The sequence below is a fragment of the Streptococcus azizii genome, assembly GCF_001984715.1.
GTDB classification, from domain to species: domain Bacteria; phylum Bacillota; class Bacilli; order Lactobacillales; family Streptococcaceae; genus Streptococcus; species Streptococcus azizii.
In genome coordinates this window covers 227,622-244,129 of sequence record NZ_MSPR01000001.1, presented here as the reverse complement: position 1 = coordinate 244,129, position 16,508 = coordinate 227,622, and the positions used below count along the sequence as shown (strand labels likewise).

Sequence of the window (16,508 nt, the reverse complement as noted above, 5' to 3'; positions counted from 1 at the left end):
GAGGTTCTTATGGTACGTTTACAAGATGATTTTTATGAAGCGATAAATGGGAAGTGGGCAGAAGCAGCTGTTATCCCGGATGATAAGCCCGTAACAGGTGGTTTTATCAATTTGCGCGATGAGATTGAAGACCTAATGCTTGCAACGACAGATAAGTGGCTGAAAGGCGAAGAGGTACCTGAAGATAGGGTCCTACAAAACTTTATCAAATACCACCGTCTTGCAGCGGATGATGCAAAGAGAGAAGCGCTAGGCATTGCCCCTGCCCTTCCCCTGATAGAGGAGTATAAAAACCTTGGGTCTTTTGCAGACTTTACTGAAAAAATGGCGGAGTTTGAGTTGGCAGGTAAACCAACCTGGTTGCCATTTGGCATTGCTCCAGACTTTATGGATGCCAAGACCAATGTTCTCTGGGCAGGAGAGCCAGGTACGATCTTGCCAGATACAACCTACTATGATGAGGAACACCCGCAAAAAGCAGAGCTTTTGAGCCTATGGCGACAATCTGATACCGATGTGTTGCGCAAGTTTCATTTCTCAGATGAAGAAATCACAGATTTGTTGGATAAGGTGGAGGCTTTGGATGCGCGTGTGGCACAAATTGTGCTATCTAATGAAGACAAGTCAGAGTATTTCAAGCTCTACCATCCCTACGATTTCAAGGAGTTTGCAGCCCTTGTTCCAACCCTTCCTTTGGAACCATTCTTTACGCAAGTCATCGGGCAAGTTCCAGACAAGATTATTGTTGAAAATCCTCGTTTTTGGGAGCTTGCAAAAGAGTTCTACTGTGAGGAGAATTGGGAGTATCTGAAAGCTAGTTTGATTATGAATGCGATTGGTTCGGTCACTTCCTACCTAACTGATGAGATACGTGTCTTATCGGGGGCTTATGGCCGTGCCTTATCCGGTACTCCAGAGGCGCAAAGCAAGAAAAAAGCAGCCTTTTATCTAGCTGAGGGTCCGTTTAACCAAGCCTTGGGCTTGTGGTATGCAGGGGAGAAATTCTCTCCCGCAGCTAAGGCTGATGTAGAGCAAAAAATTGCTACTATGATTGAGGTCTATAAGGAGCGTCTAGCAGCCAATGATTGGTTGACAGAAGAAACGAAGCAACAAGCGATTGTTAAACTTGGTGTGATTAAGCCCTACATCGGCTATCCTGACCAACTACCAGAGCGCTACTATGATAAGGTCATTGATGAAAGCAAGTCTTTGCTTGAAAATGCCCAGTTCTTGAAAGAACTCTCTATCAAGTATTCGTGGAGCAGGTGGAACCAGCCAGTTGATGATAGCGAGTGGGGCATGCCGGCACATATGGTCAATGCCTACTATAGTCCACAACAAAATAAAATCGTTTTCCCGGCAGCTATTTTACAAGCACCGTTTTACTCACTGGAGCAAACGTCATCTGAAAATTATGGCGGAATCGGTGCGGTGATAGCCCATGAAATTTCTCATGCCTTTGATACCAATGGCGCTTCCTTTGATGAAAATGGTAGTCTGAAAAACTGGTGGACAGATGAGGACTATGCAGCTTTCAAGGAAAAAACGCAAAGAGTAGAGGCGCTCTTTGATGGGCAAGATTCCCACGGTGCCAAGGTAAATGGCAAGCTAACTGTTTCTGAAAACGTGGCTGATTTAGGCGGACTTGCTGCTGCCCTGGAGGCTGCAAAAAGGGAGGCGGACTATTCAGCAGAAGAGTTCTTTACGAACTGGGGACGCATTTGGCGCTTGAAAGGACGGACAGAGTACATGCAGTTGCTGGCTAGTGTCGATGTCCACGGACCGGCAAAACTTCGGGTCAACCTACAAGTACCAAACTTTGCTGAGTTTTTTGAAGCCTTTGGTGTCACAGAAAAAGACGGCATGTGGCGTAAGCCAGAGGACCGCGTCGTGATTTGGTAGTATACAAAAAAGGGCGGCTAGCCCTTTTTGGTTGTAGAAAAACTAAAAATGATAGTTCTGTCATCTACCCCTTGTCTCAGAAATAGCAGTTGATGCCATGGTTCAGAAACACGTGTTGGTACTCGTAGAGATCTTCTGGATGTAAGGCTTTTACCTTGTTCATAGTGTATGTGCGATTCAACAGTTGATACTTATTTTCACCAAACTGATGAAAGGGGAGTAATTGGACTTGATCAATCTGAAGCTGATTGAATAGTGTAGCGAACTCTTTCGCATCTTCTAAAGAATCATTAAAATCTGGGATGACGGGTATTCGCAACACAATTTCCTTGCCTTTAGAAAAGGCGTAATGGATGTTTTTGATGATCAGTTGATTTTCTACACCAGTGACGGTCCGATGTTTTAGAGAGTGATAGTGTTTCAAATCAGTGTAGATAAAGTCGACATATTGAATCAAGTCGACAAATTTTTCATGGCTTACGAAGGCTGTCGTTTCAATGGCTGTATGAATCCCTTTTGCCTTAGCAGCCTGTAAAATAGCCTTTGCAAAGTGAAACTGGGCAAAGATTTCTCCTCCTGACAAGGTCATACCTCCTCCAGATTCTTCGTAGAAATCTTTGTCTTTTAGCACTTCTTCAATGATGTCGTCAACTGATTTTTCTTCCCCCATCGTGATAGGGAGTTTGGTCGTTGCATCAAGCATCGGTTCTGGTCGCAGTCGTTGTGATTCAGGATTTGAACACCAAGGACAACGTAAGGGGCAACCTTTTAGGAAGACAGTTGTCCGAATACCAGGGCCGTCATGGATAGAAAAATGTTGGATGTTGAAAATAATGCCTTTAGTCGTACTCATTGTAAATCCTCTTTTTGTTTCATTATATCATTCAAATGAAAACAAATCAATTACGAGCGTAAGTTTATTTTACTTTGTTTATCGGATGAAATTTGGTACACTAGAGAAGGAGGTCATCGTATGGAACGCTTAGATCAAATAGTAAAACTTGTATCGCAATATGAGAAGATTGATGTGAATACATTGTCAGGAATGCTGAATGTTTCGAAAGTTACGATTCGGAAAGATTTGGATAAATTAGAGAGTAGGGGGTTATTGCACCGGGAGCATGGCTATGCTGTTTTAAATAGTGGTGATGACCTAAATGTTCGCCTGTCCTTTCATCATGATTTGAAACGGAAAATTGCTCAAACAGCAGTGGGGCTTATCCAAGATAATGAGACCGTTATCATCGAGTCAGGCTCCACCTGTGCTCTTTTAGCAGAGCAAATTTGTCAACAAAAGCGGAATGTCACCATCATCACGAATTCCTATTTTATTGCAGATTATATCCGTTCTTATGATTCGTGTAAGGTTATCCTATTAGGGGGGGAATATCAAAAAAATTCTCAGGTGACGGTAGGCCCTCTTTTAAAAGAAATGATTTCGCTGTTTCATGTCAAGAAGGCGTTTATTGGGACAGATGGATTTGCAGAGGGGGAAGGGTTCACTGGAAAGGACTTGATGAGAACAGAGGTTGTGCGAGCGATGGCTGATGCAGCAGAAGATGTTATTATTTTGACCGACTCAACGAAATTTAGTAAGCGAGGGACTGTCAGTCAATTTAGCGCGACAGAGGTAAGCCGTGTCATAACGGATGACCAAATACCGATTGAGAAAGAGAAGCTATTAACAGGTCAAGGAGTCCAGGTCACAAAAGTTCGCTAGACGGGAGAAGAGAGATGGGTAGGAGAGAAATAGCAGCAAACAATAGAAAGCAGCTAGCGAAAGTCGCATATCTATATTACATTGAAGGAAAAAGTCAGGCTGAGGTAGCAAAAGAACTCGGTATCTATCGAACGACGATCAGTCGAATGTTAACAAGAGCTCGAGAAAAAGGAGTTGTCACGATAGAAATTCATGAGTTTGATACGGATCTCTTTCATTTAGAGCATTACGTCAAAGAAAAATACAATCTGGAAAATATTGAGATTGTATCCAGCGTCGCTTCTTCGGACAAATCACTGGAGGAGATGATGGCTAATGCTGGAGCAGCTATGATACGGGGAGAGTTGAAAAACCATAGCAATGTAGGGATTTCTTGGGGGAAGACCTTGAGCAATGTGGTGGCGAAAATGATTCCGCGCCAGATGAAAAATGTGCATTTCTACCCACTGGCAGGTGGTCCCAGCCATATCAATGCCCGCTACCATGTCAATACCCTTATGTATGAGTTGATGCATAAATTTCATGGAGAGTGTTCGTTCATCAATGCGACCATTGTACAAGAAAGCAAGGATTTAGCATTAGGTATTCGATCCTCTAAGTATTTTGAAGAAATTATTGATAACTGGGAGAGATTAGACCTTGCGATTGTCGGGATAGGTGGTCGAGTAGACAAAGATAATCGTCAGTGGTTGGATATGTTGACCGATGAAGATTTTAAGAGAATGAATCAAAGCGGTGCAGTTGGGGAAATATGCTGTCGGTTTTTAGATGCACAGGGAAGGGAGATTGCTGATGATGTAGTGGATCGAACCATTGCGATCTCTTTGGCAGAGCTTGGTAAAGTTCCTCGTTCTATTGCGATTGCTTATGGAGACAACAAGGTGGAGGCCATGCTGGCAGTATTGCGCCAGGGCTATATCACCCATCTTGTCACCGATTATCGGACCATTTTACAGGTGTTGGAATTGGATGGGGATCGCTCATTTTCTAGCGACCCCGATATAACCTTATAAGCTACAGGCTATCTTTGAAAGCTAGGCATTGTTTGCCCCTGTTTTCAGAGATGGCTTTTTTCTTGATTTTTCACAGAGGGTGTTTACTCTAAAAAAGTATCCGAATGGGCGACAAAGGTAAAGGTAGTTGGGGCGGGAAATAGGCGTTTGTTTTGGCAAGTTCTCAACTACCTTTAAGGAATAAGCTCCTCTATTGGAGCTTTTCACTCGTCAAATTTCCTATTTCCTAGGTCAGGCTTCTGTGGTCACTTTCTTATTTCAACTGGTTAATCCTCGCTTTCCGATTTCTTGGCTCGGAGTAACCTAATCCACTGGATTAGGTTACTCCCCGAACTTCTATGGTCACTTTCTTATTTCTAGGTGACCGTTGAAACAGTTCCCCAAACTGTTTCAATCCTATTTTCGCTTTGAGTTTTTCACGGGCTTTGTATCTTGTGTAATTGAACACGCCCTAAACTCTGTGCGAAAAAGATAAATACTCCTAGAACCCCCAGTTTCTTCGTCGTATTTCCTATTTTCGCTTTGAGTTTTTCACGGGCTTTGTATCTTGTGTAATTGAACACGCCCTAAACTCTGTGCGAAAAAGATAAATACTCCTAGAACCCCCAGTTTCTTCGTCGTATTTCCTATTTTCGCTTTGAGTTTTTCACGGGCTTTGTATCTTAATGTAACTGAACACGGGCTAAAAGCTCGGAAAAAAGATAGGCAGCTGTTTCAGCTTTAGCTGATTACAGATGAGAATCCCTTTAGCGGATAGGCAGCTGTTTTGGCTTTAGCCAATTACAGCTGAGAATCCCTTTGGGATAGCAATAGTCAGGGAAGTGACTATTGCTACCCGAGCCTAAAAATTAGATAGCGAGGTTAGTGGTTGCAAGACAACCTGATTCGATTTCCTATTTTTCATTCGCTTTTTACACGCCCTTTGCATCTTATTTTTGCACAAAAGTAGCAAAAAATGAATATACGCACAAAAGTATTGACGAAGTGACCAAGCAGTGCTATAGTATAGGTGAAAGCGCTTTACAAGAAAAAATAAGACGAGGTAAGGAAATGGACGTTATTGTACCTAATCAAATTATTATGGGGTTGATTCTCAATGCAGGAGATGCCAAGCAGCATATCTATCAGGCGTTGAATCATGCGAAACATGGAAGGTTTGCAGAAAGTGAGGAAGAGGTGGCATTGGCAGATGCAGCCCTGCTGGAAGCCCACAATATGCAGACCCAGTTTTTAGCCCAGGAAGCGAGTGGAACAAAAACGGAAATTACTGCCTTATTTGTACATTCGCAAGACCATTTAATGACCAGCATTACAGAAATAAATCTGATAAAAGAAATAATTGATTTAAGAAAAGAATTGGCTAACAGCTAGTGAGGAGAGACAGGAAAATGGTAAGAATTGGATTATTTTGTGCAGCAGGATTCTCAACAGGTATGCTAGTGAATAATATGAAAATAGCAGCCAAGGAAGCAGGTATTGAGGCAGAAATTGATGCCTTTTCACAGGCTAAAATCGCAGACTACGTTTCGCAAATAGATGTTGCGCTGCTCGGACCTCAGGTTGCCTATACGCTAGAAAAGTCAAAGGCTATTTGTGATGAGGCCCAAGTCCCCATCGCTGTTATTCCGATGGCAGACTATGGAATGTTTGATGGTAAAAAAGTGCTACAATTAGCGCTGGATCTCGTGAGCTAGAGAGTGGAGGTATACAATGGCTCAATTTGATACGACTAAAATAATCGGTCCAATTATGAAATTTGTCAATATGAGAGGGATTATTGCCCTAAAGGATGGGATGTTGGCGATTTTACCATTGACAGTGGTGGGAAGCCTATTTCTGATTATGGGTCAGCTTCCCTTTGAGGGCTTGAATCAAGCCATAGCAGGTGTATTTGGTGCTGATTGGACAGAACCATTTATGCAGGTATATAGCGGCACATTTGCCATTATGGGCTTGATTTCCTGTTTTTCTATCGGCTATTCCTATGCTAAAAATAGTGGTGTAGAACCTTTGCCTGCAGGAGTGCTATCCCTATCTACCTTTTTCATTCTACTGAGATCTTCATACGTTCCTGAACAAGGAGAGGCCATTGGAGATGCGATTGCAAAAGTTTGGTTTGGTGGACAAGGTATTATTGGTGCGATCATCATTGGGTTGGTAGTCGGTGCGATTTACACCATGTTTATTCAACGCCATATTGTCATTAAAATGCCTGAGCAGGTACCACAAGCCATTGCCAAGCAATTTGAGGCAATGATCCCCGCCTTTGTTATCTTTTTGCTATCAATGATTGTGTATATTGTCTCTAAAGTGGCCACAGGTGGTGGCACCTTTATTGAGATGATTTATGATGTCCTTCAAGTACCACTGCAAGGATTAACTGGTTCTCTTTATGGCGCTATTGGAATTGCTTTTTTCATCTCTTTCTTATGGTGGTTTGGAGTGCATGGACAATCCGTTGTCAACGGGGTTGTCACAGCCCTCTTACTATCTAATTTAGATGCCAACAAGGCCATGCTAGTAGCAGGTAATTTGTCTGTGAAAGAGGGAGCGCACATTGTGACGCAACAATTTTTGGATAGCTTTTTAATCATGTCTGGATCAGGCATTACCTTTGGAATTGTAGTAGCGATGTTGTTTGCAGCAAAATCAAAGCAATATAAGGCCCTCGGGAAGGTTGCTGCGTTTCCTGCTCTATTCAACGTCAATGAACCTGTTGTTTTCGGCTTTCCGATTGTGATGAATCCAGTCATGTTTGTTCCATTTTTACTGGTTCCCATATTAGCGGCGGTCCTTGTCTATAGCGCGATTGCCATTGGATTTATGGCCCCATTTTCTGGTGTGACCCTGCCGTGGAGTACCCCAGCTATTATCTCTGGATTTATGGTTGCAGGCTGGCAAGGTGCAGTAGTGCAACTACTGATTTTAGTCATCTCCACACTGGTTTACTTCCCCTTCTTTAAAGTACAAGACGCGATAGCGTATAAGAACGAACAAGAAGCTGCTGCCTAGAAATTATTGCACAGATGTGCAGAATCGAATATGTTTTCTGTAAGATTCTTTATTGATTGACAAAAAAGAGCAGAATCAGTACAATTTAATTACAAACGAAACAAAAAAATTTTCTAATGAAAGGAAAGAATCATGAAAACAATGGTAGAAGTTGCTAGCACCAGCATTAAAACGGAGTATTTTGGCGATTTAACGGAGCGCATGCATAAGTACCGGGAAGATGTCCTTAATAAAAAACCTTACATTGATGCAGAACGCGCTGTCTTGGTGACAAGAGCCTATCAAGAGCATAAGGAAAAGCCAAATGTCTTAAAGCGTGCCTATATGCTAAGAGAAATCTTGGAGAATATGACGCTTTACATTGAAGATGAAACGATGATTGTAGGAAATCAGGCTTCTTCTAATAAAGATGCTCCTATTTTCCCTGAGTATACTCTGGAGTTTGTCCTAAATGAGCTTGATCTATTTGAAAAGCGTGATGGGGACGTCTTTTATATCACAGAGGAAACAAAAGAGCAGTTGCGGAGCATTGCCCCATTTTGGGAAAAGAATAATTTACGTTCAAAAGCAGGGGTTATGCTGCCGGAAGAAACGCAGGTATATATGGAAACAGGGTTCTTCGGAATGGAAGGGAAGATGAATTCTGGGGATGCCCACTTGGCAGTCAATTATGAAAAGTTACTGCAATATGGTTTGAAAGGTTTTGAAGAAAAGGCAAGAGCAGCAAAAGCAGCCTTAGATTTGACAGATCCGGCAAGTATCGACAAATATCATTTCTATGATTCCATCTTTATTGTCGTTGATGCAGTCAAGACCTACGCAGAACGCTTTGTCAAACTGGCTCAGGAGTTGGCTGAGACAGCGAGTCCTAAGCGCCGAAAAGAGTTGCTTGAAATTGCAGCTATTTGCTCAAAAGTACCGTATGAACCAGCAACTACCTTTGCAGAAGCTGTTCAGTCTGTTTGGTTTATCCAATGTATCCTCCAAATCGAATCAAATGGGCATTCGCTCTCCTATGGTCGCTTTGATCAATACATGTATCCTTATGTGAAAGCAGATTTAGAGTCCGGTCGTGAAACGCAAGAGAGCATTGTGGAGCGCTTGACTAATCTCTGGATTAAAACAATTACGATCAATAAGGTACGTAGTCAAGCACATACATTTTCATCTGCGGGTAGTCCCTTGTATCAAAATGTGACGATTGGTGGACAGACGCGGGATAAGAAGGATGCCGTCAATCCACTATCCTATCTTGTGTTGAAGTCTGTAGCACAGACACACCTGCCGCAACCGAACTTAACCGTTCGCTACCATGCTGGCTTAGATGCACGCTTTATGAACGAGTGTATCGAAGTGATGAAACTTGGCTTTGGAATGCCTGCTTTTAACAACGATGAGATTATCATTCCTTCCTTTATTGAAAAGGGAGTGCTAGAAGATGATGCTTATGACTACAGCGCGATTGGCTGTGTTGAGACGGCTGTACCCGGTAAATGGGGCTATCGCTGTACCGGTATGAGTTATATGAACTTTCCGAAAGTGCTACTCATCACGATGAATGATGGAATTGACCCAGCTTCTGGCAAGCGGTTTGCTCCAGCATTTGGTCATTTCAAGGATATGGAGAGCTTTGAGGAGTTACAAGCCGCCTGGGATAAGACCCTCCGCTACCTCACTCGGATGAGTGTGGTCGTTGAAAATGCGATTGATTTGTCCCTTGAGCGAGAAGTACCAGACATCCTTTGTTCGGCGCTGACAGATGACTGTATTGGACGAGGCAAGCACCTGAAAGAAGGTGGGGCTGTTTACGATTATATCTCAGGATTACAGGTTGGGATTGCCAATCTATCCGATTCACTGGCTGCGATTAAGAAACTTGTCTTTGAAGAGGGGCGCCTAACACCAGCTGAGTTGTGGCAGGCTTTAGAGACGGACTATGCAGGTGAGCGTGGCAAAGAGATCCAAGACATGCTAATCCATGAGGCTCCTAAGTATGGAAACGATGATGATTACGCAGACCAGTTGGTACGAGATGCATACGATATTTATGTGGAAGAGATTGCCAAGTATCCAAATACGCGCTACGGTCGAGGACCAATCGGAGGTATTCGCTATTCTGGAACCTCCTCTATCTCAGCCAATGTGGGTCAAGGACGTGGAACGCTGGCAACTCCAGATGGACGGAATGCAGGAACGCCATTAGCGGAAGGATGTTCACCGTCGCACAACATAGATAAAAAAGGTCCGACTTCTGTCTTGAAATCTGTTTCAAAATTACCAACGCACGAAATTGTAGGCGGTGTCTTGCTCAATCAAAAAGTGAATCCGCAGACACTTGCAAAGGAAGAAGATAAGGAAAAATTGATTGCCCTTCTTCGGACATTCTTCAACCGTCTCCATGGTTATCATATTCAATACAACGTTGTGTCACGTGAAACATTACTAGACGCACAAAAACATCCAGAAAAGCATCGGGATTTGATCGTGCGTGTTGCAGGTTACTCAGCTTTCTTCAACGTTCTGTCGAAAGCTACACAAGATGATATTATTGGACGGACGGAACATACATTGTAAAAGAGGTTTTATATGGAATTTATGCTTGATACAGTAAATCTTGATGACATCAAAAAATGGGCGAAGATTCTCCCGCTTGCAGGGGTGACATCCAATCCGACCATTGTCAAAAAAGAGGGACAGCTTCACTTTTTTGAACGGATTCAAGAGATACGGGAAGTGATTGGAGACTCGGCTTCGATTCATGTCCAAGTAGTAGCGAAAGACTACGAGGGAATCCTTCGTGATGCTCGCAACATTCAGCAGAAACTCGGGAGTGATATCTATATTAAAATTCCTGTGACGACAGATGGATTAGCGGCAATAAAGGTTTTAAAAGAAGAAGGGGCTCGGATTACTGCCACTGCTATCTACACAACATTCCAGGGCTTATTAGCAATAGAGGCTGGGGTAGACTATCTAGCTCCCTATTATAATCGGATGGAGAATTTGAACATTGATCCAGAGGAGGTCCTCTGTCAGTTAGCACAAGCGATTGCCAGATCAGGGTCACAGAGCAAGATTTTAGCGGCCTCTTTTAAAAATGTTGCTCAAGTGAATCGTGCCTTTGCCTGCGGTGCTCAAGCAGTCACGGCAGGAAGTGAGGTGTTTGCAGCCGCCTTTGCCATGCCGGCTATTGATAAGGCAGTTGATGATTTTGCCAAAGATTGGGAGGAAGCACAGGGACAGTTACATATCTGAGACAGAAAGAGGTTTCTATGAAAGCATTGGCCAGTCCATCTCGTTATATTCAGGGAAAGGATGCCCTGTTTGAACACGCAAAGGAATTATTGAGCTTAGGGCATCAGCCCTTGTTGCTCTGTGATAGTCGGGTCTTTGACTTGGTGGGCGAGCGCTTCATAGCCTATTTAACTCGTTACGGTATGCGAGTGACTGACAGAAGGTGCGATGGGATCGTTTCTGAAAATGCAATCACCCATCTTCTTGCAGATATATCAGGGCAACGAGTGGATATGATTATTGGTCTCGGTGGCGGTGAGACGATGGACCATGCCAAGGTGCTTGCTGACATCCTAGCGTTACCGCTTGTAGCAGCACCGACGCTTGCTTCTACAGGTGCGCCGACGTCATCCTTATCGGTCATCTATACGGATGAGGGGACTATTGAAAACTATCGACACCATGGCAGGAGTGCTGATCTTGTCTTGGTGGATTCAGCAGTGATTGCACAGGCTCCGAGGCAACTGCTGGCCTCCGGAATCGCCAATGCTTTGGCCTCCCAGATGGATGGGCGTTTAGTGCAACAGCCAGATGGAAGTGTGGAATTAGGAACAACTTCAAGTCTAGCGACTCTTGCCCTTGGTCGACAATGTCAGCAGACCTTATTTACCGATGGGCGAGCTGCTATGCAGGACTGTGAACAGCAAAGGGTCACACCAGCTCTTGAAAACATCATTGAGGCGAATATCTTACTGAGTGGTCTTAGTGGTGGAGGTGTAGCTTTTACACTTGCCCTTGCGATTGGCAGTGGGCTGACAGCCTTGGCAGGGGATCGTTGCCATTTGACTCACGGAGAAAAAATAGCCTATGGGACCTTGGTAGAACTCCAGCTTGAAAATCGTCCACTCGGAGAACTGAACCGCTACATTTGTCTCTATCAAGCGATTGAAATACCGACGACTTTGGCGGAGTTCCATTTGGAGACTGCTCATTATGATGACCTACTTTGGGTGGGTCAACAGGCAATCCTCACAGCTGAGACTATTCACCACCTGTCGATGGATGTTACAGCAGCTGCGATTGCTCAGGCGATTCTGGCGGTTGACCAGCATGTGAGAAGTTTGAATTAGTGAGATGACATACGCAAAAAAGGGTGGCTACCCTTTTTTGCGTTATGGGGGAGTTGAGGCTCTTTAAAAATCAAAAGGATACTTTTTCGCATTGCTAGCTTTCACAACTTTCTGTTGTGAAAGGGAGTCTGACACTGATGTTTATTGGGGATAAAAACTGTAAATGGAGAAATTCCAACATTTTCTGTCGGGTCACCTGCTGCAAATGTCCTGCAACATGGTATAATGGAAATATCATACAATATGGGAGAATGGGAGAGAAATCGCTATGACTTTTTACAATCATGGAGTGATTGAGCCTAAGTGGCAAAAATACTGGGCGGAACATCACACTTTTAAAACAGGCACGGAAAAAGAGAAGCCAAATTTTTATGCCCTAGATATGTTTCCTTATCCAAGTGGAGCTGGACTCCACGTCGGGCATCCAGAAGGCTACACAGCAACAGACATCTTGAGTCGCTACAAGCGTGCCCAGGGCTACAATGTCCTTCACCCTATGGGCTGGGATGCCTTTGGTCTACCTGCCGAGCAATACGCTATGGATACGGGAAATGATCCAGCAGTATTTACTGCGCAAAATATTGCCAATTTCAAGCGCCAAATCAATGCTCTAGGCTTTTCATACGATTGGGATCGTGAAGTCAATACGACGGATCCTAACTATTATAAATGGACCCAGTGGATTTTTACCAAACTCTATGAAAAAGGTCTTGCCTATGAAGCGGAAGTGCCTGTTAACTGGGTTGAAGAACTTGGTACAGCCATTGCCAACGAAGAAGTCTTACCTGATGGGACTTCTGAACGCGGAGGTTATCCAGTCGTTAGAAAACCGATGCGCCAGTGGATGCTAAAAATCACAGCTTATGCAGAACGTCTACTCAATGATTTGGAAGACTTAGATTGGCCCGAATCCATTAAGGATATGCAGCGCAACTGGATTGGGAAATCACTCGGAGCTAATGTCACATTTGCCGTTAAGGGAACCACAAAAACGTTCACAGTCTTTACGACTCGACCAGATACCCTCTTTGGGGCAACCTTTGCAGTGCTAGCACCCGAGCATGAATTGGTAGAACAGATCACATCTGCTGAACAGGCTCAAGTGGTGGCAGACTATAAACATCAAGCCAGCTTGAAATCGGACCTTGCTAGGACCGACCTTGCTAAAGAAAAGACAGGTGTCTGGACAGGAGCGTATGCGATCAACCCTGTCAATGGTCAAGAAATTCCGATTTGGATTGCTGATTATGTACTGGCGAGTTACGGTACAGGGGCAGTTATGGCGGTACCTGCGCATGACAGTCGTGACTGGGAATTTGCCCGAGCCTTTGACTTGCCGATTGTCGCAGTCATTGAAGGAGGCGATGTCGAGCAAGCAGCCTATACAGAAGATGGTCTCCACATAAACTCTGATTTCCTCGATGGTTTGAACAAGGTAGAGGCGATTGAACGGATGATTGCTTGGCTGACAGAACATCGTGTCGGTGAGGAAAAAGTCACCTACCGCTTACGTGACTGGCTCTTTAGTCGTCAGCGTTACTGGGGGGAACCTATTCCTATCATCCATTGGGAAGATGGTACTTCAACGGCTGTTCCGGAGGAAGAATTGCCACTTGTTTTACCAAAAACAAGCGACATTAAGCCTTCTGGTACAGGGGAGAGTCCACTTGCCAATCTGACAGACTGGCTGGAAGTCACCCGTGAAGATGGTATCAAAGGTCGCCGTGAGACCAATACCATGCCACAGTGGGCGGGGTCAAGCTGGTATTACCTTCGCTATATTGATCCTCACAATACGACAAGGCTGGCAGATGAAGAACTTCTAAAGGCTTGGTTGCCAGTAGATATTTATATTGGTGGGGCAGAACATGCAGTCCTTCACCTGCTCTATGCACGCTTCTGGCACAAATTCCTCTATGACATCGGTGTGGTACCGACCAAAGAGCCCTTCCAAAAGCTCTTTAACCAGGGAATGATTTTAGGAACGAGCTACCGCGATCATCGTGGGGCGCTTGTTGCGACCGATAAAGTAGAAAAACGTGATGGCTCATTCTTTAACGTTGAAACGGGAGAGGAGCTCGAGCAAGCGCCTGCTAAGATGTCCAAATCCCTGAAAAATGTAGTCAACCCAGATGATGTGGTCACCCAATACGGTGCAGATACCCTTCGCGTCTATGAAATGTTTATGGGACCACTTGATGCGTCAATTCCTTGGAGTGAAGAGGGCTTAGAAGGTAGCCGTAAATTCCTCGACCGCGTATATCGCCTGGTGACATCAAAAGAAATGGTGGCAGAAAATCAGGGTAACTTGGATAAGGTATATCATGAAACTGTCAAAGTTGTAACGGAGCAGATTGAAACGCTCAAGTTCAATACAGCCATTGCCCAATTGATGATTTTTGTCAATAGTGCTAATAAGGAAGAGGGACTATACGTCGAGTATGCCAAGGGCTTTATCCAGTTACTGGCTCCATTTGCTCCGCATTTAGCAGAGGAACTCTGGCAGATTGTGACGGGTTCAAACGACGGCATTTCCTATGTACCATGGCCAACCTATGACGAATCTTTCTTGGTAGAGGCTGAGGTGGAAATCGTGGTGCAGATTAAAGGAAAGGTGCGGGCAAAACTTGTCGTTGCTAAGGATTTAAACCGAGAAGAGCTACAAAATCTGGTGTTAACAGATGCCAAGGTGCAGGCAGAGCTGCTAGATAAGGAAGTCGTCAAAGTGATCGTCGTTCCGAATAAACTGGTCAATATAGTAGTAAAGTAATGGAATCCAGAGGAGATGAAAATGAAAGAGCAAAAGTATAAAGGATTTTGGGGCCCTTTTCTGGCGGGGGTGCTGGTTATTTCCCTAGCAGTTGGCTACGGTTTTATCGGTTACTTTCAGACAGGTCTTGCCTCCCTCCAAAGTAGGGGACTGGTTTATAAACCTTATTCTAGTCACGGAGAGACGACCATTACCGTATCTTTGATCATTCCAGAGGCGATTGGTGAGCTAGAAAATGGGAATCAGCTGTATCTGATTGGCGATGATTCGGGTCATCTATTGGGCTTAGAAGCCAAGAAAGATGAGCCGCTAGTAAAGGAGATGATTGCTCAAGGGGAAAAGCTGTCACAAACGCCCAAGCCTCTAGCAGTCTACGCCTATCAGTTAGGGATTGATACGGATTCTGAAATTCAGGACTACCGTTCCTATATTGTCAACTTTTTTGCAGGTAGTGAAGTAGCCCAAGATGTCGTGTCCAATTCCTATGTTTCCCTTGCGGAATACCAAACTGGTAGGCTCTATGCCATCTTAACGATGCTTATAATTGGAGGATTTGGTCTCTTCCTACTGTACTCGGCGGTTAGACGCTTCCGGGCAAATACACGTGCTTATCAAGAGTTGTATGCTATCTACCCAGAGTTGACTGGTAGCATCGAGCAAGCACTCTACGGGGCAGATTGGAGCAACCAAGAACTAAAGATTGCGATTTATAGGAATCATCTCTTTACCTATCAAGGAGGATTCCATCTGGTTGATTTAGCGGAGGTGGAGCGACTCTATCATTATGAGCTGAGAAGTAGAGCCTACGGTCTGATTACGACCTCACGTTCTTCCTTTCTTTCTGTTATTAAGAAAGGGAGTAGGAAGCTCCATCAACTACAATTTAAAAATAGAGGCAAACAGACCGATGAGATGCTCTCTCCCCTCTTTGAATACCTAATCGAACACTTCCCTACCATCCAAGTAGGATATGACAAATAGAAGGGGCAAGGAACCTCATTCCCTTCTGCCCTTTACCGCAACTCAATTACCATGGGAATATGGATAGCCAAACTGTGACATAATGGAGTGCTCCAATCGTGATGTTGAACCCGATGGAGCCCTCCTTTTTGTTTGTTCTCTCTGACTTATGGTACTCTATCCAATCAACCTCTGACACTCTTCAAACCTTGTCTAGTCTGGTAGCGATGTTCGTTAGGGAGTATAAATACTGTTAATCACGGTGATAAGAAATATGTATTGGTCAAGAAGTGAGAAGAATGATATGATAAAAGGCAATGATTTGATACTCGTGAACAATCAACCTCTGACGTTGCTAACTCACCTTGCTGAGTGAAAAGCTCCTGTGGAGGTTTTCAGCCTGTTCCTTTAAAATAAAAGGAGACTATTGAGAGAAGTCTTACGTAATTGAACACGCCCTAAACTCTGTGTGAAAAAGATAAATTTTCCTAGAAAATCCAGTTTCTTCATCAAATTTCCTATTTTCACCTTGAGTTTTTTACGGGCTTTGTATCTTTCAATTACCTGCGGTTTCATTGCTTAGTCAGAGGTTGATTTTTATAGAGTATAAAGAAGAACTCCTCCAATACTCAATGAAAATCTCGTCAGTCGGTATCAATGTCGCTGGTTCGTACCCTATGAAAGTGTTTATGGTGCATTTGAACCATGGAGCATAGATGGTATCGTATGGGGGAGGCATTGAGTATCAGAAGGTGAGGAGGATGTGG

General features: G+C 44.0%; 12 protein-coding genes. 11 read left to right on the top strand and 1 reads right to left on the bottom strand.

Features of this window, described 5'->3' with window-relative positions; translation table 11 throughout:
* The first annotated feature begins 9 nt into the window (after positions 1 to 9).
* On the top strand, positions 10 to 1,902 hold the full coding sequence (locus BVE84_RS01115; RefSeq protein WP_076995239.1) for a M13-type metalloendopeptidase: 1,893 nt from the start codon (positions 10 to 12) through the stop codon (positions 1,900 to 1,902).
* Positions 1,903 to 1,978: 76 nt separating this feature from the next.
* Here the strand turns inward: BVE84_RS01115 and BVE84_RS01110 are convergent, their stop codons facing one another.
* Positions 1,979 to 2,755: a glycyl-radical enzyme activating protein gene (locus BVE84_RS01110; protein ID WP_076995238.1), complete on the bottom strand. Its 777-nt coding sequence runs from the start codon at positions 2,753 to 2,755 to the stop codon at positions 1,979 to 1,981.
* Positions 2,756 to 2,875: 120 nt separating this feature from the next.
* Between BVE84_RS01110 and BVE84_RS01105 the strand changes: the two genes are divergently transcribed.
* The 10 genes from BVE84_RS01105 (at position 2,876) to BVE84_RS01060 (ending at position 15,762) form a co-directional block, all read left to right on the top strand.
* Entirely contained in the window at positions 2,876 to 3,622 is a 747-nt protein-coding gene (locus BVE84_RS01105) for a DeoR/GlpR family DNA-binding transcription regulator (RefSeq protein WP_076995237.1), read from the top strand.
* Positions 3,623 to 3,651: 29 nt separating this feature from the next.
* A complete protein-coding gene (locus BVE84_RS01100) occupies positions 3,652 to 4,635 on the top strand; it encodes a sugar-binding transcriptional regulator (protein WP_370592822.1) in 984 nt (327 codons plus the stop codon).
* Between the two features lie 1,050 nt (positions 4,636 to 5,685).
* A complete protein-coding gene (locus tag BVE84_RS01095) occupies positions 5,686 to 6,006 on the top strand; it encodes a PTS lactose/cellobiose transporter subunit IIA (protein WP_076995235.1) in 321 nt (106 codons plus the stop codon).
* Positions 6,007 to 6,023: 17 nt separating this feature from the next.
* The gene (locus BVE84_RS01090) at positions 6,024 to 6,329 is read left to right on the top strand and encodes a PTS sugar transporter subunit IIB (protein ID WP_076995234.1); all 306 of its coding nucleotides are present in this window, start codon (positions 6,024 to 6,026) and stop codon (positions 6,327 to 6,329) included.
* 16 nt (positions 6,330 to 6,345) lie between these two features.
* The gene (locus BVE84_RS01085) at positions 6,346 to 7,647 is read left to right on the top strand and encodes a PTS sugar transporter subunit IIC (RefSeq protein ID WP_076995233.1); all 1,302 of its coding nucleotides are present in this window, start codon (positions 6,346 to 6,348) and stop codon (positions 7,645 to 7,647) included.
* Between the two features lie 132 nt (positions 7,648 to 7,779).
* On the top strand, positions 7,780 to 10,221 hold the full coding sequence (locus BVE84_RS01080) for a glycyl radical protein (RefSeq protein ID WP_076995232.1): 2,442 nt from the start codon (positions 7,780 to 7,782) through the stop codon (positions 10,219 to 10,221).
* A 12-nt stretch (positions 10,222 to 10,233) separates the two neighbouring features.
* A complete protein-coding gene (locus BVE84_RS01075; protein WP_076995231.1) occupies positions 10,234 to 10,902 on the top strand; it encodes a fructose-6-phosphate aldolase in 669 nt (222 codons plus the stop codon).
* A gap of 17 nt (positions 10,903 to 10,919) precedes the next feature.
* Positions 10,920 to 12,011: a glycerol dehydrogenase gene (locus BVE84_RS01070; RefSeq protein WP_076995230.1), complete on the top strand. Its 1,092-nt coding sequence runs from the start codon at positions 10,920 to 10,922 to the stop codon at positions 12,009 to 12,011.
* Between the two features lie 268 nt (positions 12,012 to 12,279).
* Positions 12,280 to 14,781, top strand: coding sequence for a leucine--tRNA ligase (gene leuS, locus BVE84_RS01065; RefSeq protein ID WP_076995229.1), 2,502 nt, complete (start codon positions 12,280 to 12,282; stop codon positions 14,779 to 14,781).
* A gap of 21 nt (positions 14,782 to 14,802) precedes the next feature.
* On the top strand, positions 14,803 to 15,762 hold the full coding sequence (locus BVE84_RS01060) for a hypothetical protein (protein WP_076995228.1): 960 nt from the start codon (positions 14,803 to 14,805) through the stop codon (positions 15,760 to 15,762).
* The last annotated feature ends 746 nt before the right edge of the window (positions 15,763 to 16,508 follow it).